The sequence below is a fragment of the Pseudomonas sp. genome (genome assembly GCF_028293835.1).
Classification (GTDB): Bacteria; Pseudomonadota; Gammaproteobacteria; order Pseudomonadales; family Pseudomonadaceae; genus Aquipseudomonas.
The window spans coordinates 14265-37002 of sequence record NZ_JAQGNX010000175.1; the positions used below are offsets into that span (position 1 = coordinate 14265).

A 22738-nucleotide genomic window follows, 5' to 3' on the forward strand; every position below is an offset into this window, starting at 1 on the left:
AGTACCCAGACCACCGGTTATCGGAATAGAGCACTGACCATTCAACTAACTGCTGCCTCTCCGAGTCCATGTGAGATGGAACACAGCCAGAGGATCGGATGATGGGACAACTTGCCCGGTACATGTTTCTCATGCTGTGCGCGGCTGCATTATCCGCCTGCGCAACGGCCGAACTAAGCCAGGCGGACAAGGTGAAACTGTCGGGTAAGACGTTCGTAATCACAGGAGCTTCCAGCGGTTTTGGTAGGGGAACTGCAGTGGCCTTGGGGCAAGACCATGCCAACGTTGTGCTTGCCGCACGCCGGACTGAATTACTCGAAGAGGTTGCCACATTGGTCCGGCAGGCAGGGGGAACGGCTCTGGTCGTCACCACCGACGTGACAAGCGCAACGGACATGGGAAATCTTATGCACGCGGCGGTGGCCCGATTCGGCAGTGTAGATTGCTGGATCAACAATGCTGGCATCGGTGCGATTGGTCCTTTTGAAAATATTCCTCTGGAAGACCACTCACGGGTAATCGACGTTACGCTCAAAGGTGTCGTGAACGGCAGCTATGTCGCCATGAAACAGTTTCGAAAGCAGGGATACGGTTCACTTATTAACGTCGGATCGGTGGACAGCGAGGTTCCGCTGGCCTATCAGAGCAGCTACGCAGCAGCCAAAGCAGGCGTCCTCAGTCTAGGCCACACCCTCAATCAAGAAATCCGCTTGAGTGGCGCGGATGCAATTACCGTCTCGACAGTGATGCCTTGGGCAGTCGACACCCCGTGGTGGGAGCATGCCGCTAACTACAGCGGTCATACACCGCGTATGGCGAGCATGGACGACCCGCAAAAAGTCGTTAACGCCATCGTAAGGGCTGCGCTGTACCCCAGCGAAGATATTCCGGTCGGCTGGAAAGCCCAGAGCGCAATCTGGTCCCACCGACTCGCACCCGGTATGACAGAACGGTTTTCAGCAGACGTCGCTCACAAATATCAATTTGAGCAAGCTCCCCAGGCACCAACATCGGATGGCTCACTTTTCATACCGATGGAGTCTGGCCGAGACGTGTCTGGCGGAGTACGTCAGCGGATGGATCGCGAAGACAAGGCTGCGCAGCAATGAGCGTCGCGTGGCACCCATGTCCGTGGGTTGATCCTCCGTTAGTTAAGCGTTGGCGGAAGGCCCGTTAATATATCGGCGAGCTCCCGCCAAGGATAAAGTCCCCCTGCTATAGAACTGCAAGCTGGCAAGTGCACAAAAGGTTTAGCCGCTTCGTCGACGGACCAGGATGCGAGGCAGATGTCGCATACAACAAAATCTCCCATCATGGACCATCGGCTGTTCCATTCGATTAACCTTGCGCCTACGTCGTCACCAACGCTTGTTGATACAGTCGTTCTACGAATGTCTTTTCTATCTGACACTAGTCGTTCTCCATGGCAAGCGCAGTGTACAAATGCCAAGCCTTCAGTTCGATTGCCCTACTGCTGTTAACCATGCCTGGTGTTCCGGGTTGGTTGAACCAGACTCCTCATTGTTTGCCGGCTGCCCCGCTATCCCGGTCTGCTCAGCGCCTGCGACAGAATCAAGTGTATTGGCCTCGGGTGGTTGCTGCTCTGCTTCTAGTTGTTCGCGGGCCTGACGCCAGTGTTCATGCTCCATGGCCTCGGGCTGGCCTTCCAATTCCCACAGCTCATAGGCCCGTTGGCGGATTTTCTCTTCGTCGATCATTTCAACACTCCTGGTTTTTATTGGGACTGCTCATCGCTGCGACGCTTCGTGCTCTAGTTCTACTTCCTGCTCTAGTTCTATTAGGTGACTTTGCCAGGCCGACGAAGTTTTCATTGGAAAGAAACCGCGCGATGACCGGTAAGGGCTTCTTTGTTAACCCTGGGCAGTGCGATGCCGACAGGCGAAACGCTATGGGCGGCCCTGGATGCTTAATCCTTTATGGCGCCCTGAATGCTTACGCCGAGCCGGTGAGCTGAGGTCGACCAATCGGTACATTGGCAATGAGGGCACGGCTCAGACTTTGTCCTGCCAGTGACATATCCGCAGCGGGCGCATGCCTGGGCCTCAACGGCGCCGGTTCTATGAACGAAGTCCTCATCGGAGCCAGGCATGATCCATAAACCAACATGGGGCGTGCGGTATTTGACGAGGGTGAAATCGCCCGTCGCCTCTAGATAGATTCTGCGCAGTTCACCAAGGTGTTGAATATCCATCGCGCGCAACGTCGAATGGACTCGAGCAATGCTCAGGCCCGCCTTACCCAGGTTTTCCAAAAGCAGGCGCCCGTCTTCCAGCAGGAGCGTGACATCACCTTGGGTGGCAATTTCTACCCTCCGCCGGCGGTAGGCGGCATAGGACAGCCCACGTTGAAAAAGCAAAGCGCTCACCAGCAAAACGGCAGCAGGTAATAGCCCTTGGGCTGGCGTTTGCAAAGGCACGCCAATCGCAGCGCCCAGAGTGATCATCACCGCCATCTCCGAGATGCTGAGTTGGGCAGCCATGCGCTTGCCCATAAGTCTCATGACAATAAACAAAACGATATAGATCGTGACCGTGCGAAGGATGATTTCCAGTAGAAAAACCCATGGCGCATCGCCCATCAGTAATCGCTGCACTGTTCCCAGGTTTTCGCTCATGTCAGTCCTCTAACTCTGTCGCGGCTGCCTGCCATGCCCTTGCCTCGCAACGATCGCAAGTCGCAGAGTGCTCAGGCTCCGCCTCACGTGCAAAACCGCAACTTGCACAGCACCACGTTCCGTTTACTTGCATTGCTTGACGCAAGGAATGATCGATATCAGGAACGATGGAAAGACCGTGTCTCGGTGTATCGGCCCACACGACGGCGATATTGCCTGATGGCTCTAGATAAACCCGGCTAAGTTGCCCCAGATGCTGAACGCCCCGTCCACGCAGCAGGGAGAACAATCTCTCCCGCGACAAGACCGCCTTGCGCAGCTCGTCCAGGCAAATCTCGCCGTTACACAGGATGACGCTAACCTCACCGGCCACAAGTTTGTCCACCTTGCCATTTTTCAGACTGGCAAAAGACATACATCTCTGTAGCGCGATCACCACGGCCATGATCAACAGCGGCGGGAGCAGTCCCCGGTCCGTCGCTTGAAGGGGCACCCCAACGGCCCCGGCCAACGTCACCACAACCGACAATTCAAACAGTGTGTATTGGGAAGCAACCCTGCGGCCCAACAGGCGCATCGAGGACATGATCAGGACGAACAGGAATGCCGAGCGGGCAAATACCTCTAAAAGCAGCCACCAACTCCCTTTCCCCAGCAGGATTCGGTGCAAATCATCTAACGAGAAAAAACTCATCGAAATATGTTCCTCTGCCAACATCCATTCGCAAAGATAAGCGCCAGCTGAGTTGAGGCTGTGGGTTTTCGGGTAGGTACGCCCAGGTCTTCGTCGCTCGGCCCACCGAAGCGAGGATGCAGGTCGGTAGTTACCCAGCGACTGCGATGCTGGCTGGGGTTACAGATCCTTCGAGCCGGGCGTAAGGCGACAGTTCTACATAGGCCGATGAGCGGATTATCCGGGGCTCCGGCGCGATCCGGGTGCATGCGAGGTGGTGGTATCCCTCTGTGAGGGATACCTGGCGCTGCCAACGAATACCACTAACCTTTGAAAAAGACAGCGATCTTGTTTCCCGCTGGGTCGCGAAGGTATGCGACATAGAAGTTAGCAGTGTATGCCTCTCGGATACCCGGCTTGCCTTCATCCCTCCCGCCACTGGCGAGACCAGCCGCGTAAACCTCATCCACTTTCGACCTGGAGCCAGCCCTCAGGGCCGGCATGAAGCCATTCCCCGCCGTTGCGGGCTGGCCATCGAAAGGTTTGGCGACATGAATGCTTCCTGGGCCATTGGACTTGTCCGCAGTGTCGGGCAGTGAGAAACAATAATGACCTTCAGACTGATCTTTCTCATAGTCGAGAGGCGAAAGGACGGCATCGTAAAATAGTGCAGAAGCCTCCAGGTCGTTGGCACCTATGAACAGGTAGCTGAGCATGACTTCCTCCTCCAAAACGCATTACCGGCCAAGTTAATTACCCAAGTTGATGCTTGGACATCAACACCTCGGCTATTAGCCCGGACCACTGACGCCCTCGGTAAAATTATTTTGCTGTGGCAGCACAATGCGCTTGGGCTGTTGGTGCATTTCGGCTTCGACAGGCACGGGTTGCGAAGCTTCAAGCTCAGCTGCGACGGCAGCTACATTGTGTGGATCAAGTCGTCGAGCAGGCTGGCTTATCCGAACTTAGTTGCTCGCTGCCCTCGGCAAACTTAATGCGTCCGCGCAGAACCATCTCGTGGGCCAGCTTCTGGTTTATTGACGTGTAATGAGTGATTTGCCTGTTCATACCGCTGCTCTAATTAGATGGAACCAAGGGTCGCCACGTCGCCTCAACTCAGTAATTCCTCGGACTCATCCAACCTCATTACGGAGTAACTCATGAACCACCGGGCAGCTTTCGCACTTTGCGTCATCACCGTTTTACTCGGCAACCTGGCACCGGTTCAGAGCGCCGTGGCTGATCCCGGCTACAGTCTCAAAAAAGTTGCCAGCTTCGACCATCAGGTAACGGGCGTAACGGCGGACGAAACGGGCCGGCTATTCGTCAACTTTCCGCGATGGACCGAGGATTCGGAAATATCAGTGGCTGAATTGCTGCCCAACGGCAGCCTTAAATCCTATCCAGACGCCAGCTGGAACAGTTGGCGCAACGCCCGACAAGACAGCGTTAGCCCAGGCAATCGTTGGGTTTGTGTGCAGTCAGTGGTGGCCGATAAAAAAGGCAGCCTCTGGGTGATCGATGCGGGGGCTCCGGCGCAGGCACAACTAGTACCGGGGGCAGCCAAGCTGGTGAAGATAGACCTGGCGAGCAATAGTGTCGCCAGGGTGTACCCATTCGGGCTGGATGTAGCGCCTCAAGGAAGTTATCTGAACGACGTACGCTTAAGCCCCGACGGAAAATTCGCCTATATCACCGACTCCGGGACTAGCGGCGCGATTGTAGTTCTCGATCTGAATACTGGCAAAGCGCGGCGTGCCCTGGATGGCGCGACTAGTACACAGGCTGAAAAGGGCGTGATGGTCAAGGCCGACGGCAAGCCATTGCAACGGCCGGACGGTCGAGGCGTGCAGTTTTCCGCAGATGGAATCGCACTCTCCCCTAATGGCGATACGTTGTACTGGCAGGCGGTGAAGGGCAACACCCTATACCGAATCTCGACATCGGAGTTACAAACGGCGGCGCTTGGCGACCTGCCCGCAAAAGTACAAAAGGTGGGTGAGAATGGGCCTGCCGACGGTCTGCTGATCGACGCTAAAGGAACGATGTATATCAGCTCGGTAGAAGATCACTCCATCAAGATTCGCCAGGGAGACGTGGTAAAAGTCCTGATTCAGGATAAAGACTTGCGCTGGCCCGATACCTTCGCCCAAGGCGCGGACGGCACTGTTTACGTTACTGATTCGCGTATCCCGGATATGAATTTTTACAACCCCAAACAGGGTCCCACACTGAAGACATCGCTGTACAAAATCGTGGTTAAAGATTGACGCCACGTACGTTCCTGGCCTGCCTGAGAATAAGCTATGAGCCTGTCCGCAAACGAGCAAGCGCTGATACGTCAGCGCAGAATACTTGCCGAGTTTGGTGAGCTTGCATTGATAAGCCCGGATTTGGACACGGTTATTGATTCGGCGTGTTCAAAAGTCGGAGAAGCCCTGGATACGCACTTGGCGAAGTTCATGCAGGTGGACCCCGACCAGCGCTATTTATGGGTAAGAAACGGTGTAGGGTGGACGCCTGAAGTTGTCGGCCAGATAAGAGTACCGCTGCTTCAAGGTACGCCTGAATGGTATACGTTAGGCGTTAACCAGCCGGTTATTTCCCCTGCCGCCAAGCATGAAACGCGCTTCGAACTTCATCCATTTCTTATCCGCAACGGTGTGTCCGCGTTTGTGAACGTCATTGTTTACGCGCCGCATACACAGTTGCCACTGGGTATCTTTGAGGTCGACAGTCGTGTCGACCGTGCTTTCTCTACAAGCGATGTAGATTTTCTTCGCAGCTATGCCAACCTCATTGCAGGATGCTTCGAACGCTTCCGAATTACCGATGCGCTGAAAGTTACCGAAGCGAAACTTCGCGAGAGCGAAGAGCAGTACCGCATCGCGACCAAACTCAATCCCCAGATACCCTGGACAGCGGACGCCAACGGCGCGATTACTTCCCTGGACAGTCGTTGGTCAAATTTTTCGGGGTTGCCCCGTGATGAGACGCTGGGGCAAGGCTGGAGAGCGTTCACCCATCCAGACGACATGCCAGCCATCATTGAGCAATGGACTCATTCTGTCGCCAACTCGACACCGTTTGACATTCAGGTACGTCTGCGCCAATTGTCCAATGCCTACGACTGGTATCACGTACGAGCTTTCCCGGATCTCGACGACAAAGGGCATTGCAGACAGTGGTACGGAACGGTGGAAGATATCAGTGAGCGTGTCCATCTTGAGACAACGCTGAGGGAGTGGAACGATAAGCTCGAGGACCGTATTGCAGAGCGGACCAAGCAGCTGCGGGACGAACAGAGGGAACGCGAAGCGGCCGAATCAAAACTTCGTCAGAGCCAGAAAATGGAAGCGGTAGGGCAGCTTACGGGGGGTATTGCCCATGATTTCAATAACCTCTTGGGCAGTATTTCCACCAGCCTTGAGCTCATGCAGCTACGCATTGATGCCGGCCGTTTTTCGGAACTGGATAAATATCATACGCTTGCGCTTACATCCGTGAAGCGAGCAGCTGCGCTCACGGCGCGGTTGCTGGCTTTCTCAAGGCTACAGCCACTCGAGCCTCAAATCGTAGACCCGAACGCGGTCGTCGTGGGGCTCGAAGAGTTGATACGTCGCACAATGGGTCCAACGATCAAGGTCAACTGCAAGCTTTCCCATGGCGGCAATATCAACTGTGACCTCAACCAATTGGAAAACGCCCTTCTCAACCTTTCGATAAATGCTCGGGACGCCATGCCCGGCGGCGGAACGCTAACCATCAGCACTCGGCTCGTTGAGGTGAATGAAAAATCTGCAACTGAACAGGATTTTAAGCCGGGGCCTTATGTGTCGCTCCAGGTCACTGATGACGGATTTGGAATGCCTGAAGAAGTGCTTAGGCGTGCGTTTGATCCTTTCTTTACCACTAAAAAAATCGGCCAAGGGACTGGGCTTGGGCTCTCCATGATTTATGGATTCACACAACAGTCCGGTGGACAGATCCGCATCCATAGCAAGGTTGGCGCTGGGTCAACCGTGACGATGTATTTCCCGGTTGATCTGCGAAGCGTCGACCCCATCGCTGACAACGTCGACAGTGTTGACAAGCCCGTGCTCGATACAAGAAAAATAAATGAAGTAATACTGGTGGTGGACGACGAAGCAGGCGTTCGCGAAATGACGGTCGAATTCCTTGCTGACCTCGGCTATACCGTATTCGAAGCGGTGGACAGCACGTCAGCATTCAATCAAGTAGAGAAAATGCGAGTTCTGGATCTTTTAGTAACAGATATCGGATTGCCAGGGGCGATGAACGGCCTGGTACTGGCGCAGAGGCTTAAAGCGAAACATGCCGACCTCAAAGTTCTATTCATTACCGGCTATACCAAGGCAGAAGCGATCTCAGAAGGCATGCTACTTGGAAAAGTGCTCGCCAAACCGTTCAGCCTCGGGGAGCTAAACACAAATGTGAGGGGCGCACTGGGCTCAACCGATTCATCAAGATAGTGTTTGCCGTTAAGACACTCTATTCAACAGACCGGAAATAAACAAACGAAGCGGCTATTAGCTGGTTATGTTCAATGCATTAACGCGACGGAACACCGCATACAGTGATCGTAACTACCGCTTATCGGTCATCTGTTAATCATCTGAAACATTTCCGGGCGACCGTTATCGGAGATAATGTCCGTCATCAATGATGGACGCTAACCAAACGAATAGTTTAAGTTGATATTGGAGAGCTATCATGACTACGGGCAATAAGAATCCAGGTAACTTCGCTAACGATCGTGAGAAGGCGTCCGAGGCCGGGAAAAAAGGCGGCGAATCGTCAGGCGGCAATTTTGCCAACGATCGCGAGAAGGCATCAGAAGCAGGGAAAAAAGGAGGCGAAAATAGCCATGGAGGCGGACGTAGCAAAAGCTGATTTAAATTGAGTTAATAGTGCTCGGGCAGGGGAGCTATCTCCCCTACCCTTTGAATCGACAACGTCATAGCCGTCAGCCAAAGGACTGTAGGGTGTTGATAAAGCTCCAACTCGAGAAGTCGATGTGTGGATGACAGCGTTTCCACGCTGCGTATATTCATCAGTTCCAGAGGTGCTTGCATGAGACCGTACATCATCAATTTTACTGGCCCCATCAACGCGTCCACCTGCGGTCAGCTCATTGCCAAAGCTTCGCTGGCCGTGCAGAAAGACGCATCGGATCTGATCATCAATCTCGCCACCATGGGAGGTGAATCCAGTTATGGATTCACGATGTATAATTTTCTACTTTCATTGCCCATTCCGGTGCATACCCATAACATGGGGACCGTTGAATCCATGGGCAATATCGTTTTTCTTGCAGGCCAGCATAGAACCGCATGTCTGCACAGCAAATTTCTTTTCCATCCTTTTCATTGGTATCTTCAGGGATCAGTAGACCACGCGCGGATGTCTGAATACGCAATGAGCCTCGATTATGACTTGCAACTGTATTCACGCATCGTCGCCGAGCGAACCCCAGGCGCTCTGGAGTTACTGGAAACGGAGAAGTACCTGACTGCTGCGCCACGTATCCTGGATCCAGAAAATGCGCTGACGTGTGGGATAATTCACGCAATAGAGTTATCAAAGATGAATACCAAGTCTGTCAGCTATAGTATCTATGCCTGACGCCTCGTTCAATCCATGGGTAGTGCAATGCTATTATCGAAAGCGCTCGGCGTTGTTCGGTCCGGTATTGAAAAGCGCAGTCCACTCAATCCCATCTGTGGCAAGTTCTGATATAAATTTGATCGATAAACGGATAGCAGCCCATTTTGCGGTGATACGCAAAAGTTGCCGCAGCCTGGAACTACGCGCTCGTTCTTATTGAAGGCTCTGGATCTGGGCATCATTAACCAGCGCCAAGTCTCCCCGCATCAGCACACGGCAAGCGGCCGCCCTCACCGCCAGCGATTCGCTCTGCCTGATCCTCCCCTTTGCTCAATGCGTCTTGTACCGTCCACTGGTTACCGTCTAGCGCAGAGACATGCTCGTAGCAGGCGGTCCCATCTTTGGCATAGACGCAGACCAGCAGTTGAATATCCCCTGATGGTACTTCCCGTGCGCGAACGTCAATGCAGCAGCCATTCTCAAGGGACTGAGAATAGGTTTCTTCTGGTGCAGCTGCTGCCATCCAATCGTTAAATACTTTACCCCGGACCTGCATGATCAAGCCTCCCTTGCGCTTCGTGATTAAGGCGTACGTCGCTGTCATTAAATAAAGCTCAAGATCTGGCGTTTAACAGGCCAGTCCTTCAAAAGCTGATAGATGGTTACACCTTCACAGCTAACAGCGCTTCGCTTGGCAGCTCCATTCGTCGGTACTGTTAAAACCAACTGAGACAGCGCTCTTCAAACGTCTTGTACCCCAGACGCACCACCAGCGACTGGCTTACCACTTTTGAAAAAAGGAGATGGTCATGTCCGTCCAACCGTCAGTGCTTTGCGCTTGCCCGGATTGCACATGCGTAATTGATGAGCAGCGTTATGAACGCAACGGTGAGTTGTTCTGTAGCAACGCCTGCGGCGACTTGCACCCTCACGGCAAGCCATGTCCGTCCCCTTCATGCCATTGCGAAACAGGCGTGCGTATTGGCGAACGCAGCGTGACCGAATCGAATATTGATGAGGCACTGGATGAGACGTTTCCGGCCAGCGACCCCATCTCGCCCTGATCCAGGCGGCACTGTCGTTACAGCTTTCAGGCTTCGCATAAACGATTAGACGGAAACTTCTAAATGCAAACGCCAACTCCATTTCGCGCCATCGTAGCAGCCGCCACTTGTTGCTTGCTGTCGGGCTGTAATTTGATTGTCTTCAATCCCAAAGGCCACATCGCCGCCCAAGAGCGTGACCTGATTATCCTCGCCACCGCCCTGATGTTGCTTGTGGTGATACCGGTCATTGTCATGACATTCGTATTTGCGTATCGCTTCCGCGCCACTAACAAAAAGGCCGTCTATCGGCCGCGCTGGGCTAGTTCGCACAAGATCGAGGCTGTCGTGTGGGGGTTTCCGTTAGTCATCGTTTTGATTTTGGGCGTCGTGACGTGGCAAACCACTCACGAGTTGGATCCTTACAGACCGCTTGATTCCGACGTCGATCCGATCAACGTTCAGGTCATCGCGACCGACTGGAAATGGTTGTTTATCTATCCGGATCTGGGGATCGCATCGGTAAACGAACTGGCCGTGCCGGTGCACACGCCAGTGAATTTCACGATTACGTCAGATGCCGCGATGACTTCGTTTTTTATCCCAGCGCTAGGTGGACAAATTTACGCCATGGCGGGGATGCAAACAAAACTGCATCTGATTGCCAATGAGGTCGGGCAGTACCGGGGTATCGCCGCGAACTACAACGGGCAGGGCTTCTCCGACATGCATTTCACCACCTTTGCCAGCACGCCCGAGCAATTCGAGCAATGGGTGCAAAAGGTGCGCACCGCCCCCCTGAGTTTGAACCGGGCGACCTATGACGTTCTGGCGCGCCCCACTATCCGTCACCCGATCACTTATTACTCTTCAGTAGACAGCCAACTCTTTCAAACCATCGTCGACAAGTACGAAGGCATGAATAAAGACGGACACGCCCACGAGGCTATGCAGGCTCATCAGGAACATCAACCACACAGCGAAGTTGTACAGGAGGAAAAATGAACATGTTCGGAAAGCTGTCGTGGGAAGCCATCCCGACGAGTGAACCCATCGTCATGTACACCTTGGCGATTGTCGGCCTTATGGGTTTTGCATTAGTCGGAACAGTCACTTACAAGCGCAGCTGGGGCTATTTATGGCGGGAATGGTTTACCTCGGTTGATCATAAAAGAATCGGCGCGATGTACATCATCGTTGCGTTGGTTATGTTACTTCGCGGGTTTTCCGACGCGATCATGATGCGTACTCAGCAAGCGATGGCGGCCGATGGCGGTCCCGGCTATCTCCCGCCGGAACACTACGACCAGATCTTCACGGCGCACGGCGTCATCATGATTTTTTTCATGGCGATGCCGTTCGTTGTCGGTCTGATGAACGTTGTTGTACCGCTGCAAATCGGTGCGCGTGACGTGGCCTTTCCATTCCTTAACTCTCTGAGCTTTTGGTTATTCGTGGCCGGTGCAGTGCTGGTCAACGTGTCCCTCGGAATTGGCGAGTTTGCCCGCACAGGCTGGGTGGCCTATCCGCCGTTGTCGGAGCTGGGTTACAGCCCGGGCGTCGGCGTGGATTATTACATATGGGCATTGCAGATCTCCGGTATAGGCACGCTTTTGACGGGGCTGAACTTCTTCGTCACGATTTTGAAGATGCGCACCACCGGCATGACGCTTTTCAAGATGCCGGTGTTCACCTGGAACTCCCTGTGTACTTCAATCCTTATCCTCGCGGCGTTTCCCATTCTCACGGCGACGTTATTCATGCTTACCGTAGATCGGTATCTGGGCATGCATTTCTTTACCAACGAGGCCGGAGGTAATCCAATGATGTATGTAAACCTGATCTGGGCCTGGGGGCATCCGGAGGTTTACATACTGATCCTGCCAGCGTTCGGGATATTCTCCGAGATTGCTGCGACGTTCAGCACAAAGCGGCTGTTCGGCTACGTATCGTTGGTATGGGCGACTATTTCAATCACCGTATTGTCTTTCGTTGTCTGGCTGCATCACTTTTTCACCATGGGTGCCGGCGCTAACGTCAATGCGTTCTTTGGCATAATGACCATGATCATCGCCGTGCCGACCGGGGTGAAGATCTTTACATGGCTGTTTACCATGTACCGTGGCCGAGTTCGTTTTACGACACCTATGTTGTGGACGTTGGGGTTCATTGTGACCTTCAGTATCGGCGGGATGACAGGTGTGCTGTTGGCGGTACCAGGTGCCGACTTCATGTTGCACAACAGTCTGTTCCTTATTGCCCACTTCCATAACGTCATCATTGGCGGTGCCGTTTTTGGCTACATGGCTGGCCTGACCTACTGGTTCCCTAAAGCATTCGGCTTCACGTTGAACGACAAGCTGGGGCGAATGGCGTTCTGGTGCTGGATTGTCGGTTTCTACTTCGCGTTTATGCCGTCCTATGTTCTGGGATTCATGGGAATGACCCGGCGGCTTAACCACTTCGATAACCCCCAATGGCGACCCTGGCTTTTGCTTGAACTGGTTGGCGTTGCAATTATTCTGTGCGGAGTTAGCTGCCAGGCCTTGCAGTTATTCATCAGCATTCGCAACCGCCATCAAAACCGCGACCTCACCGGGGACCCTTGGGACGGCCGCACACTGGAGTGGGCGACTTCCTCTCCTCCGCCAATTTACAACTTTGCAGAGCAACCCAAAGTTGACGATCTGGACGCTTACTGGGGAATAAAAGAGCGCGCCGTCAGCACCCTAAGCCATACCGATTACCGAAGCATCCATATGCCACGCAACACGTCGGCGGGCCTGGTGATGAGCTTCTTCGCGCTGATTTTCAGCTTCGCTATGGTCTGGCATATCTGGTGGATGGCTATTTTCGGGCTGGTAGCCACAGTTATTACCTTAATCGTACGCAGCTTGGACGAGGACACGGATTATTTTATCCCGGCCGAGGAAGTAGCGCGGATCGAGCAGAAACACATTAAGGAAATGGCGGAGGCGTGACATGAGCCAAATGATATTGGAGAAAGATGTCGCTCATACCCATGAGCATGGGCACGAAGATGCGGGGTCAATGACGCTGTTCGGTTTCTGGGTCTACCTGATGACCGACTGCATTCTTTTTGCGACATTATTTGCCGGTTACGCCGTGCTACGTGACAGCGTTGCTGGCGGGCCAACGGGCAGCGAATTTTTCGAGCTGCCTTATGTTTTGACGGAAACGATGCTGCTGCTGATAAGCAGCATTACTTACGGCTACGCCATGCTGGCAATGAATCACGAAAACAGCAAACTGGTACTGCGCTGGTTAGCCGTGACGTTCTTGCTCGGTTTGGGGTTTATTGGCATGGAGATTAATGAATTTATCCATTTGATCAATGAGGGATATGGGCCCGACCGAAGCGCGTTTCTCACTGCTTTCTTCACGCTAGTGGGCACTCATGGCGCACACGTGGCGACAGGTCTGGTGTGGATGGCAATTATGATGTGGCAGGTAAAAAGAGGGGGACTGACTACCACTAACGGCACTCGTCTGAGCTGCTTGAGCCTGTTCTGGCACTTTCTCGACGTCGTCTGGATCTGCGTTTTCACCGTCGTTTATCTATTGGGGGTGATCTAATGTATACACAAAGCCCGGTTCGCAGCTCTGCGGGCTCAAGCCATGGCAGCAGCCGCTCATATCAGATCGGTTTCATCCTGTCCCTCATCCTTACATTTATCCCTTTCGGATTGGCTATGTACCCGCTTCTGTCGCGGCCTGTCACCTTGTGGACAGTGGTGATTGCCGCCGGCGTTCAGGTAGTTGCTCATTTAGCTTACTTCCTACACCTGAACACATCCGACGAACAGCGTTGGAACCGGGTTGCATTGTTTTTTTCGGTCATCATTATCTTGCTGATGGTGGGTTTGTCGTTATGGATCATGGACAGCATCCACCACAACATGTTGGCGCATTAAACGTTAAAAATCTGACAGAACCGAGCATAGGAAACTACGCTCGGCCGCCTGGGGTCGGGGGCTAATAACGGGCACTCCTCTAGCCTGTGAACTGTATAAATCATCATATCCTTCCGTCGGCGAATGGTTCAATTTGGTCCAACTTGGTGCAATGGTAGGTGCTTACTCGCGCAGTCATTCGACGAGGCGAAAATCGACCGGTCAGGCAGTTTTTCCGGTTCAATCATAGAGATCCCGCCAGGAGCGCCATCTCTAACGCAGAGGGAAGCCACATGAACGATTTAAAACATGTGCCAGTACAGATGGACTCCCAATTTGGCGCATTTCAGCAAGTCACTCAAAGTTTTTTCGAGGCGGATCAGCTTGACGAAGAAGCTTATGCAATTTTGAACGATTGCCCTTTGAGCTGCGCCACCGTCGACCGATTTACGGAGGCAAAAAAAATTGCGGACGGAAAATATTCAGAAGCGCGGCGGCAATGGTCGCGGCTTAAAGAAATTCAAGAAAAGAGCAAGTAGAGGCGCCCCAGCGAGTACGCGGGATTTACGTCTGGATCCCGCTGCTCGACATTACTTCCCCTCTTCGTCCTCATCGGTTTCAATCGGACCGAACTCAATGGCATGTTCGTAGGCCGCATCCGCATGCTTCTTCAATTCGAAGCACTCTTGAGTCGTGATTATCCCAAGCCGCTCTAAAACCTCGGCATGTGTGCGCAGGGTCGCAACGAAGTACTCGGGGGCACCCAAGCTAAGATTCTTATCCTCTAACACGTCGTGCCAGATTCGGAGCTCGTTGACTTTCGTTTGGTCGTCGGTACCCATGGCGGTAGCCTTCCGGTGAATGAATGTTCATCTATGACAGGCGATTCCGTCGCGCCGTTCAGCATTTCGCATGATCTGCACAACCGGCAACGGCCGAATTGGCCCGGGTGTCCAAGCGGCTATCCGATTGCAACGTGGCGAACCCGATCCGGCAGTCGCGACAGGCAGAGATCCGCCCGAAGCCATAAAAATTCTTGCCTTCTTCGGGCTCCCCGCTCTTAGAATCAACTCCTGATTTGAGGTGGAGGCATGATTAATGACGGCTTTGTATGATGCACGGGGAAACCGCTACGTGGTCGCCTCGCCGTCAACACTTCGCTCGCTGGGAATAAACATTTCACAGAATGCGGAGTTGGCCGCAGCAACACGTAAGGTATGGGCAGAGGAGGCAGTTTCGGCCCTGTGTCATTGGCCACCGGGTCAGCGTCCCGAAAATGCGAAAGAACATCGCTGTGATGGCTTGCTGATTGGGCCGTTCCAAGAAACAAGTAGTCCTTTCGACCTGCTGATAGTCAATACGGACGGCACGCTGGCGGAGCGCAGCGGAAACGGGCTGACCATTTTTTCGCAAGCGCTGACCGACTCGGGACAGATAGGCACCACGACCCCTTTCATGCTCAGGGTTCATCACGACCACAGCTCATCACCGTCTCCCGTGGCGACAATGGTTACACCGGATACGCGGCAAGGGCTACCTGGTTTCTGGTTGGATATTGGAACGCCTGCATTTGGACCAGAGGCCGTCCAGGCAAAGCGCTCAGGCATGATCGAGAACGCCCAGGGTAATGTGCAGTTCACGGGTGTGAAGCTTCTCATCGGCCTGGACCCGCGTTGGTGTCTGAGCGTCTTCGTTCGCATCGGCAATCCGCACTGCGTAACGTTGGTACCTGAGGCAGAGGCGCTTCCCGGGTTTCGTCAGCTACACGAGCAACCGCTCCATGACGCCCTGGCGCATATTGCTTTCGCCGAAGGTGCCCATAGCGACGGCGACCCGTTTGCATCAGGGGTAAATTTGCAATGGGCGGCCATGAGTTCAGCAAACACCCTCATCGCGAAGGTATTTGAGCGCGGTGAAGGCCCGACGGCCTCTTCAGGAACAAGTGCGTGTGCAGTTGCAGCAGCAGCCTGGCTAGCGGGCTGGGTGTCTGGCGGTATGGTCGACGTGGTGATGCCAGGCGGAAGTGCTCCCGTGAATCTAATAGAGAACGACGGAAATCTGGTGCAGATAGTGCTGTTTGGGACGGCCTCCAGGTTGGACGACTTTACTCTTACGCCGTGACCACCAAGGCCGCAAAGGAGCACTTGCTGGTGCTTTCGACCAGCGCTTATGCCTTCATCAGGAACCCACCCACCCCAAAAGCGTCAACTACCTGAGGTTAACGAAAGCAACGAAGAACCGAGAACGATCCACTCAACCAGGAAACCCACACCATGACCGACTCCCCGCCCCTGACCATCGCTGTATTGCTGGGCTCAGTGCGTACCGATCGTCAAGGCATCAAAGCCGCTCGATTGCTCTTGGCAGCGCTTGAAGAGCGTGGACACGAGGCGGTGCTCGTAGATCCCATGGTGACCCGTCTGCCTCTGCTGGACCGCATGTATAAGGAATACCCCAAGGGGTCGGCGCCGGCCGAACTGGAGCAACTTGCCACCCTTTACCGCCGCGCCGATGGTTTTCTGTTGGTGAGCGCGGAATACAATAACGGCGTTCCGCCAGCGTTGAAAAATCTGCTGGATCATTTTCTGGAGGAGTACATGTGGCGTCCTTCCGCGATCACTTGTTATTCCGCAGGAGCGTATGGCGGCGTGCGGGCCGCCATGCAACTACGCATGATTCTCGGAGAACTGGGCATGCCGAGTATTCCCAGCCTGTTTGCCATTCCTCGCATCGGCGACGCCTTGGCTAATGATGGGCAGCCTAAAGAAGAACGCACAACGAAACAGATGAACAGGTTCCTGGACGAGTTCGAATGGTATGCCCAGGCTTTACGAAAGCAACGACAGAACGGCACGCCTTATTGAATGCGCGCCGCTTGGCGGCTTGGTCTTCGGTACGGAGCAGTGGCCGCCCTTCCCGCCATCAGCGGCCACCCATCAGCTATGGAACGGCACCCAGAACATCTTCACATCGACGTTCAGCATGCCGGACTTCACCGTCGGATCGTCCGTGCCTATCTTGATGGCTTCATCGAAATCTGCGGCCTTGAAGATCGTCATGCCGCCGTCTGCCAGCACGCCATTGAGACCGCCCGCCTTTTCCATGAACGGACCGCTAAGGACGGTCAAGCCTTTCTGCTGCATTTCGAGCATGTAGTTAACATGAGCCATGAACTCAGGCTGCTCATTGTATTTCACTCCCTGGACCCAATTCGGGCCAGGCGTTTGGAAGGCCACAAAATAATGAGGACCGTTTTCGTCAACCATGGTTTTTTACTCCAGTAAATATTCCAAAAGAGGTTGGGCGAAGGTCGAATAGAAGTCTCTCGCCGCCTGAGTTTTCGCGCCGCAACGTGTTATCGCGGCGCCTGATGGGGACGATAGTGCAAGGAGGCTGTTCCCGGAAGGCGAGGCCAGGGCATACGTGCTATGCCATGGCAGAATAATGAGGATCCGTGGATGTGATAGCGCTGTATAAACAAGCGGTCATTTCTGAACGGCGGACTTGTCGACCAGTGTTTTAGCAAGGCCACTTGGAATGTTCACCAGCACGTATTTGTCCTGAATCTCTACCCACTGTTCGTTTTCCCCAGGAGCGGTCAGATGGCGTTTGTCCCAGTCCTTCAGCGCCAATGCCTCACGCTTGTATCCGTCGGGCAGCTTGCTACCTTTCTTGATCTCCTGCATGCCCGCGCCTGGTCGGTCTAGTTTCACGCTCGGCTCTTCATCTGCAAAGGCTGGAATGCTCAGTGCACATACAGCAGCGAGCAACAGACGAGGAAGGTAGTTGTCGTTAGTCATGGTTCATTTCCTTGGTTCCCTGGGCCCGGCAGGATGCGCAAAGCCTTCGGTATGAGCGAGAGTGCTTAGTCATCGACCGACGCATGGATGGATGATTCCATCGAGTTTCAAATCAACAAAAGGTCCTCACTTCTCAGCCTGAGCATGCTGCACCTTCGCTACTTATCGGCTCCTGTTGAGGAAATGATCACTGACTGCCACATGCTCAAACTCTGGCTCTTGCACCGCGCTCTGAGATGCCAACTCCTGTGCTTGTTCCCAGCCAAGTGTGGGATCCAGCCACTGGCCGGCGCTTTCACCGCTAAAGGCGAGTAGCTGTAGTGGGCCTGTCGCTCCTCCGCCGCCAGTCGTGACCAAAACCAACCCGTTGCAGCCGCTTGGGGACTCGCTGAGCTGGACCAAGGCCCCCAAAAAGACCGGCCCACCGAAGCGAGGGCGCATGTAGACAGGTCGGTCCCGACTCGAGTCATCCCGGGCAAGATCAAACCATCCATCCACGGCAACTAGCGCACGGCCACCACTTCTCATCCTCTCAAAGACTTTTGATCGCATCACTATTTCAAGTGGCAGATGAGTCAACGGCGGTCGCGTACCCATGCTCCAGACAGGAGACCACCCCCAACGGACTCGCAAGCATTCGAGGTCCCCGTCTTTACTCATCACTGCGGTGAGTGGGTGGTTAGGTCGAATGATTCGATCTGGGTCGGGAGGGGCAGGATTGGCGCTAATGCTGGTTTCTCTGGCTATCTCCCATGCATTCTTTTCAAAGGCGCTTGGGGATTCCGGACGCCGGCCCAAGTGCGCAGGATAGAAACGGGAGGAATACGACTGAACAATGCATTCACACATATCAAAACCTGGCAGTAGAGGGCGCTTCTACCGCACCGTTTCGCTCAGCTACCCAGCGACTGCGATGCTGACCAAGAAGCGCGTTGGCTTTCATAACCCTTCTTATGGGGCTTACAGAACCTTCGAGCCGGTCGTAAAACGCCAGTTCTACCTGGCCCGATGAGTGGAGTATCCGGATTTCAGGCGCCCGCAGGAGCACCCTCGGTAGTATCGAAAAGAGGAAAATCCTGTCTAGGGAATATGTACATGCCCTTCCTTCCCCGCTTCCCGATACCTCGCCTTCAGAACGTCGGCCAGGCATTGCTTGGCCTGGCCTTCGCCATGGATGAGGCGGATTTCTTTCGGCCATTCCTTCATCCGGGTGACGAAACCGACCAGGTCAGCTTGGTCGGCATGGGCCGAATAGCCGCCTACGCTATCAATGCCAGCGCGGATGTCGATGCGGCGCCCTTCCAGAACGACAAACCCGCCTTCCGGCCCATACGTCATGATGTCTCGCCCTGGCGTACCCTTGCCTTGATAACCCACAAAGACAACATGGTGTCGAGGATCGCCCAGCATAGCCTTCAGGTAGTTGACGATTCGCCCGCCCGAACACATGCCATTCCCGGCGAGGACAATAGCGGGCCGTGCGGTTTCGCTGAGGTATTCGGCGATACGCATGTGTTCGTCATGGCTGTCGACGGTGATGAGCTGCTTGAAGGACAGCGGCTTGCGCCCTTGCTCCAGGCGGTTCCGGGCATCTTCATCCCAGAAGGCTTGCAGCTCTTTGTAGGTCTTGGTGAATCGGCCGGCTAGAGGCGAGTCGAGAATAATGGGGATGTGCGGCCAGTCGATATCGGGAGCGCCCTCCTTGCTCGGCTTCCCAGGTTCACCGGGCGTGACAGAGGTGTCTGCCGACTCGCTTTTTTCGTAGAGAATCTCCTCCAGCTCATAGAGCAGCTCCTGCGTTCGGCCAATGCTAAAGGTAGGAATAAGCACCGTGCCCTGGTCGGCCAACGCACGCTCGATGGATGCCTGCAGACGCTCGCGGCGGTGCACGCGGTCTTCGTGACGGCGGTCACCATAGGTGCTTTCAAGGATCAGCAGGTCCGCCCGCTCGGGCGGAACGAGGTCAGGCAGGATCGGCGAATGGGGCGCACCCAGATCGCCGCTGAACACGATGCGCTCGCTACCAGAGCTGGGGGTGCTCAGCTCCAGTTCGACATAAGCCGAACCCAGCACATGCCCGGCCGGCTGTAGGCGTACCTTGCAATCAACCGTAGTGGTTTCGTGCAGGGTGAACCAGTTGCTGTAGGGCAACGCAATGATCCGTTGCTCCACGACCTTAAGGTAGCGCTCTAATTGTTCCTGATCGCGGCTGATGGAGAGGCGGAATGCATCCTCAAGCACAATTGGCAAGAGTCGGGCGGAGGGCTCGCTGCAGAGGATCGGCCCTTCGAAACCCGCTGCCAGCAGGTTCGGAATACGTCCGACATGGTCAATGTGGACATGGGTCACGATCAACGCCTTGATGCCTTCGATAGAGAAGTCCAACGCGAGCCCGTCATCGCCGCCCTGACCTTCGTCTTCGCCCTGAAACTGGCCGCAGTCGATTAGCAGACTAAAGGTGTCGTCCATCCATAACTGATGGCACGACCCGGTGACGCCTTCGCGAGCGCCGTGGTGAATGAGTTTCGGATGTTTCATCAGGTCCCCTTGGCTAGCGGCGTTCGCGCTGGCGTTGATTCGGGCAGAGGGGAGAGATAACCAAAGCTTCCCCTGGAGCAGCTTTCGGCATCGCGCCGAACGGCATAGTTCTCCTGACAGTAGAGGTATCTGCCTCGCTCACCGTTCAACTCTTGTGCGAAACCGATGCCATCCAAATGAGTCATACGCTTACAGGCCAATGCACTCTGCGTAACTTTCCGTGGCGTGGCCTGTTTGCAATCTGCGTGGAACGAATGGCCCAATCAGGCTGCGCAACGCCCGCCAACCTAGTGAGTACAGCTATGAACGATCCCTTCAACCTTCTTCGTTTCGTCGAGGCCCAGCGCCCGGTTTTTGCTCGGGCCATGGAAGAGTTGCGGGCCGGGCACAAGTCCAGCCATTGGATGTGGTTCATCTTCCCGCAATTGCACGGTCTTGGCCGTAGCGAGACTGCCATGCGTTTTGCTATTTCGGGTGCTGCCGAAGCCCGGGCTTATCTGCAGCATGAGTTGCTGGGACCACGGCTGGAACAAAGCGTAAATATTATTCTGCAACACAGCGACAAGAGTGCCCTGGAAATGCTTGGCTCTCCCGACGACCTGAAGTTACGCTCATGCCTCACGCTGTTCGCCAACATTGCGCCTGATCGCCCTCAATTCCAGCTCGCCCTCGATCAGTTCTTTGCCGGCGAGGCAGACGCCAGAACCCTGCTGCTCCTTGGCGAAAAATCTTAGGTACACCGGTCTTTTTACGTTGAGTTTGTTCTGGAGCTTTGAATGAAGGTTGGCGTGATTTCCGATACCCATGGTTTGCTCCGCACCGAAGCCGTTGCTGCCTTAAAGGGTTGTGAATGGATCATTCATGCGGGCGACATTGGCGCTCCTGAAATTCTCGAACAATTGGCGTCGATTGCCCCGTTGCATGTCGTTCGCGGCAACAACGATCTGGGATTTCCTTGGGCAGAACACCTCGCTGACCGTTTGCGTTTCGACCTCAACGGATGGCAGGCCCTGCTGGTGCATGACATCGCCGATGTGCCAGCCGTGCTCGATGCAGACATAAAGCTGGTGATCACTGGCCATTCGCATAAGCCGCGCATCGAATGGCACGGCGATCAGCTACACCTCAATCCCGGCAGCGCGGGCAGGCGGCGTTTCAAATTACCCGTGACGCTGGCGTTGCTCGAAGTGTTTGAGGGTTCGATTGAGCCGCGTTTGGTTTCGCTGCTGGAGTGATCCTTTTCAAGGGAGCGCGACTGTCGCAGCCTGCGGAAGCTCTTATCAATCAACGGCTAAGTCACTGAATCAGCAGACAGCGCGGCGTCGGAGACGTGGCAGCAATGTTCGTGCTAAAAACAATTGAGAGGCTTACATTTACTCAGATTTCTTACCCTGCCGAGTCGCTTGCCAGCAAATCAGCGAACCGGTGGTGACTAGCACCGCCCCTTGCCAAAACTGCCCATTCAATTGCGCGCCTAACCACGCCGCGGCAAACGCCGACGACAGCACTGGAGCAGAATATGAAGCGGTAGCCAGCAAGGTAAGGTTCCCACGCAAAATGCCATGATTCCAGAGGGCATATCCCCCCGCCATCGCTGCACCTGCCAAGACCAGTTCGAGACTGCCACGGAACGTAAGAGGCGGAATCACCTCAGCGCTTAAGGCATATTTTAGCCAAAGAACCGCCGCAGTCAGGACGAAGAACAGCACCACGAGATTCTGGCCCCCCGCATAGCGGCGGGTGACGTTACAGTAAAGAGCGAAAGTGATCGCGCAGGCGACTGCAAGGCTGTAACTCAAGGGATTGGACTGCACGTTGGCAACGATCCCGGGCACTGATAAACCGTTGCCGCTTACGACCCAAAGAATGCCAAAAAGCGCTATGGCCGTGCCAGGCACGATAATCCAATGAGCCCGCTGCCCATTCATGACAATGGCCAGCAAGACGGTTAAACAGGGCCATAAGTAATTAACCACGCCCAACTGGATGGCCTGGGTATTGTTGATGGCAAAACCCAGCGAAAGCGCCAGACAGACCTCATAAGCGACGAATAGGGTACTTCCCAGAACTAAATAGAGCCGGGAAATAGAGCGCAGACGCGGTCGCCCCAGCGAAGCCACTAACATCATGGCCCCCACTGTGTAGATCATGGCCGCCCCCCCTAACGGACCGAAGGTTTCGCTCACGCTCCTGATGAGCCCGGCGGCGGTGCTCCACAAGATAATCGCCAGTAACCCGCACGTTGTAGCGCCCCGCTCGCTTTTAATCTGAATCATCTGCTCAGCCGAAAAAGCGCGAAGTATATAGGTGTCCTTGCGCCACTGGTTACCTGGTCGTTCAGCCAAGACGCGAGATGTACAGGTAAGCCTGCTTCTGAAAGGCTGCAACTTGATCGCAGCCTTCGGCAGCGCCTACACGTACCGTGCCACTGCGTGCCAGCGCGGCCTCGAAGGCGGGGCGGATTCTCTACGGGTCGTCATCAGGATGTCCGATTGGGATAACAGGTC

At 54.6% G+C, this 22738-nt stretch carries 25 protein-coding genes and 2 pseudogenes; 15 read left to right on the plus strand and 12 right to left on the minus strand.

What is annotated here, in order from left to right; genetic code table 11:
• The first annotated feature begins 98 nt into the window (after positions 1-98).
• A complete protein-coding gene (locus tag JWR17_RS23950) occupies positions 99-1109 on the plus strand; it encodes an SDR family NAD(P)-dependent oxidoreductase (RefSeq protein WP_299835504.1) in 1011 nt (336 codons plus the stop codon).
• Positions 1110-1454: 345 nt separating this feature from the next.
• On the opposite strand, the gene JWR17_RS23955 is transcribed toward JWR17_RS23950, so the two are convergent.
• From JWR17_RS23955 to JWR17_RS23975, 5 genes and pseudogenes are all read right to left on the minus strand, one after another.
• Positions 1455-1718, minus strand: a complete 264-nt coding sequence (locus tag JWR17_RS23955; protein WP_299835506.1) for a DUF2934 domain-containing protein — start codon at positions 1716-1718, stop codon at positions 1455-1457.
• Between the two features lie 209 nt (positions 1719-1927).
• Entirely contained in the window at positions 1928-2635 is a 708-nt protein-coding gene (locus JWR17_RS23960; protein WP_299835508.1) for a DUF421 domain-containing protein, read from the minus strand.
• Position 2636: 1 nt separating this feature from the next.
• Positions 2637-3329, minus strand: coding sequence for a DUF421 domain-containing protein (locus JWR17_RS23965; RefSeq protein WP_299835510.1), 693 nt, complete (start codon positions 3327-3329; stop codon positions 2637-2639).
• A gap of 302 nt (positions 3330-3631) precedes the next feature.
• Positions 3632-4024, minus strand: coding sequence for a VOC family protein (locus JWR17_RS23970; protein ID WP_299835512.1), 393 nt, complete (start codon positions 4022-4024; stop codon positions 3632-3634).
• Between the two features lie 111 nt (positions 4025-4135).
• Positions 4136-4376 (minus strand): annotated as a pseudogene (locus tag JWR17_RS23975) (IS66 family transposase); the annotation flags it as partial.
• A gap of 92 nt (positions 4377-4468) precedes the next feature.
• Between JWR17_RS23975 and JWR17_RS23980 the strand changes: the two are divergent.
• The 4 genes and pseudogenes from JWR17_RS23980 to JWR17_RS23995 all read left to right on the plus strand — a co-directional run bounded on the left by JWR17_RS23980 (position 4469) and on the right by JWR17_RS23995 (position 8954).
• Positions 4469-5578, plus strand: a complete 1110-nt coding sequence (locus tag JWR17_RS23980; protein ID WP_299835514.1) for an L-dopachrome tautomerase-related protein — start codon at positions 4469-4471, stop codon at positions 5576-5578.
• Positions 5579-5614: 36 nt separating this feature from the next.
• Positions 5615-7801: an ATP-binding protein gene (locus JWR17_RS23985; RefSeq protein ID WP_299835516.1), complete on the plus strand. Its 2187-nt coding sequence runs from the start codon at positions 5615-5617 to the stop codon at positions 7799-7801.
• 256 nt (positions 7802-8057) lie between these two features.
• Positions 8058-8222, plus strand: a pseudogene (locus JWR17_RS23990) (general stress protein); the annotation flags it as partial.
• Positions 8223-8402: 180 nt separating this feature from the next.
• A complete protein-coding gene (locus JWR17_RS23995; RefSeq protein ID WP_299835518.1) occupies positions 8403-8954 on the plus strand; it encodes an ATP-dependent Clp protease proteolytic subunit in 552 nt (183 codons plus the stop codon).
• A gap of 223 nt (positions 8955-9177) precedes the next feature.
• Here the strand turns inward: JWR17_RS23995 and JWR17_RS24000 are convergent, their stop codons facing one another.
• On the minus strand, positions 9178-9492 hold the full coding sequence (locus tag JWR17_RS24000) for a hypothetical protein (RefSeq protein WP_299835520.1): 315 nt from the start codon (positions 9490-9492) through the stop codon (positions 9178-9180).
• Between the two features lie 253 nt (positions 9493-9745).
• Between JWR17_RS24000 and JWR17_RS24005 the strand changes: the two genes are divergently transcribed.
• The 6 genes from JWR17_RS24005 (at position 9746) to JWR17_RS24030 (ending at position 14432) form a co-directional block, all read left to right on the plus strand.
• Positions 9746-10000, plus strand: coding sequence for a hypothetical protein (locus tag JWR17_RS24005; protein WP_299835522.1), 255 nt, complete (start codon positions 9746-9748; stop codon positions 9998-10000).
• Positions 10001-10063: 63 nt separating this feature from the next.
• A complete protein-coding gene (gene cyoA / locus JWR17_RS24010; RefSeq protein WP_299835524.1) occupies positions 10064-10984 on the plus strand; it encodes a ubiquinol oxidase subunit II in 921 nt (306 codons plus the stop codon).
• A 2-nt stretch (positions 10985-10986) separates the two neighbouring features.
• The gene (gene cyoB, locus JWR17_RS24015) at positions 10987-12960 is read left to right on the plus strand and encodes a cytochrome o ubiquinol oxidase subunit I (RefSeq protein WP_299835558.1); all 1974 of its coding nucleotides are present in this window, start codon (positions 10987-10989) and stop codon (positions 12958-12960) included.
• 1 nt (position 12961) lies between these two features.
• On the plus strand, positions 12962-13576 hold the full coding sequence (gene cyoC, locus JWR17_RS24020) for a cytochrome o ubiquinol oxidase subunit III (protein ID WP_299835525.1): 615 nt from the start codon (positions 12962-12964) through the stop codon (positions 13574-13576).
• Positions 13576-13914 carry a cytochrome o ubiquinol oxidase subunit IV gene (gene cyoD, locus JWR17_RS24025; RefSeq protein WP_299835526.1) on the plus strand — a complete coding sequence of 113 codons (339 nt, stop codon included), beginning with the start codon at positions 13576-13578 and terminating at the stop codon, positions 13912-13914. Before cyoC ends, cyoD begins: the two co-directional genes overlap by 1 nt.
• 272 nt (positions 13915-14186) lie before the next feature.
• Entirely contained in the window at positions 14187-14432 is a 246-nt protein-coding gene (locus JWR17_RS24030) for a hypothetical protein (RefSeq protein WP_299835527.1), read from the plus strand.
• A gap of 51 nt (positions 14433-14483) precedes the next feature.
• On the opposite strand, the gene JWR17_RS24035 is transcribed toward JWR17_RS24030, so the two are convergent.
• Positions 14484-14735, minus strand: a complete 252-nt coding sequence (locus JWR17_RS24035) for a hypothetical protein (protein WP_299835528.1) — start codon at positions 14733-14735, stop codon at positions 14484-14486.
• 256 nt (positions 14736-14991) lie between these two features.
• Between JWR17_RS24035 and JWR17_RS24040 the strand changes: the two genes are divergently transcribed.
• Together JWR17_RS24040 and JWR17_RS24045 are read left to right on the plus strand one after the other, a co-directional pair.
• The gene (locus tag JWR17_RS24040; protein WP_299835529.1) at positions 14992-16014 is read left to right on the plus strand and encodes a diaminopimelate epimerase; all 1023 of its coding nucleotides are present in this window, start codon (positions 14992-14994) and stop codon (positions 16012-16014) included.
• Positions 16015-16166: 152 nt separating this feature from the next.
• Positions 16167-16757: an NAD(P)H-dependent oxidoreductase gene (locus JWR17_RS24045; RefSeq protein ID WP_299835530.1), complete on the plus strand. Its 591-nt coding sequence runs from the start codon at positions 16167-16169 to the stop codon at positions 16755-16757.
• A gap of 72 nt (positions 16758-16829) precedes the next feature.
• On the opposite strand, the gene JWR17_RS24050 is transcribed toward JWR17_RS24045, so the two are convergent.
• From JWR17_RS24050 to JWR17_RS24060, 4 genes are all read right to left on the minus strand, one after another.
• Complete coding sequence (locus JWR17_RS24050) at positions 16830-17159, minus strand: YciI family protein (protein ID WP_299835531.1); 330 nt, start codon at positions 17157-17159, stop codon at positions 16830-16832.
• A gap of 219 nt (positions 17160-17378) precedes the next feature.
• Positions 17379-17693, minus strand: coding sequence for an RcnB family protein (locus JWR17_RS24055; RefSeq protein ID WP_299835532.1), 315 nt, complete (start codon positions 17691-17693; stop codon positions 17379-17381).
• Between the two features lie 162 nt (positions 17694-17855).
• A complete protein-coding gene (locus JWR17_RS26410) occupies positions 17856-18542 on the minus strand; it encodes an SOS response-associated peptidase family protein (RefSeq protein ID WP_366944192.1) in 687 nt (228 codons plus the stop codon).
• A gap of 231 nt (positions 18543-18773) precedes the next feature.
• On the minus strand, positions 18774-20231 hold the full coding sequence (locus JWR17_RS24060; RefSeq protein WP_299835533.1) for an MBL fold metallo-hydrolase: 1458 nt from the start codon (positions 20229-20231) through the stop codon (positions 18774-18776).
• A 302-nt stretch (positions 20232-20533) separates the two neighbouring features.
• Between JWR17_RS24060 and JWR17_RS24065 the strand changes: the two genes are divergently transcribed.
• On the plus strand, positions 20534-20965 hold the full coding sequence (locus tag JWR17_RS24065) for a DUF1810 domain-containing protein (protein ID WP_299835534.1): 432 nt from the start codon (positions 20534-20536) through the stop codon (positions 20963-20965).
• 42 nt (positions 20966-21007) lie between these two features.
• Entirely contained in the window at positions 21008-21466 is a 459-nt protein-coding gene (locus JWR17_RS24070; RefSeq protein WP_299835535.1) for a metallophosphoesterase family protein, read from the plus strand.
• A gap of 138 nt (positions 21467-21604) precedes the next feature.
• Here JWR17_RS24070 and yddG read toward each other — a convergent pair whose 3' ends face one another.
• Positions 21605-22507 (minus strand): aromatic amino acid DMT transporter YddG, encoded by a 903-nt coding sequence (gene yddG, locus JWR17_RS24075; RefSeq protein ID WP_299835536.1) that lies wholly within the window; start codon positions 22505-22507, stop codon positions 21605-21607.
• Positions 22508-22738: the final 231 nt, after the last annotated feature.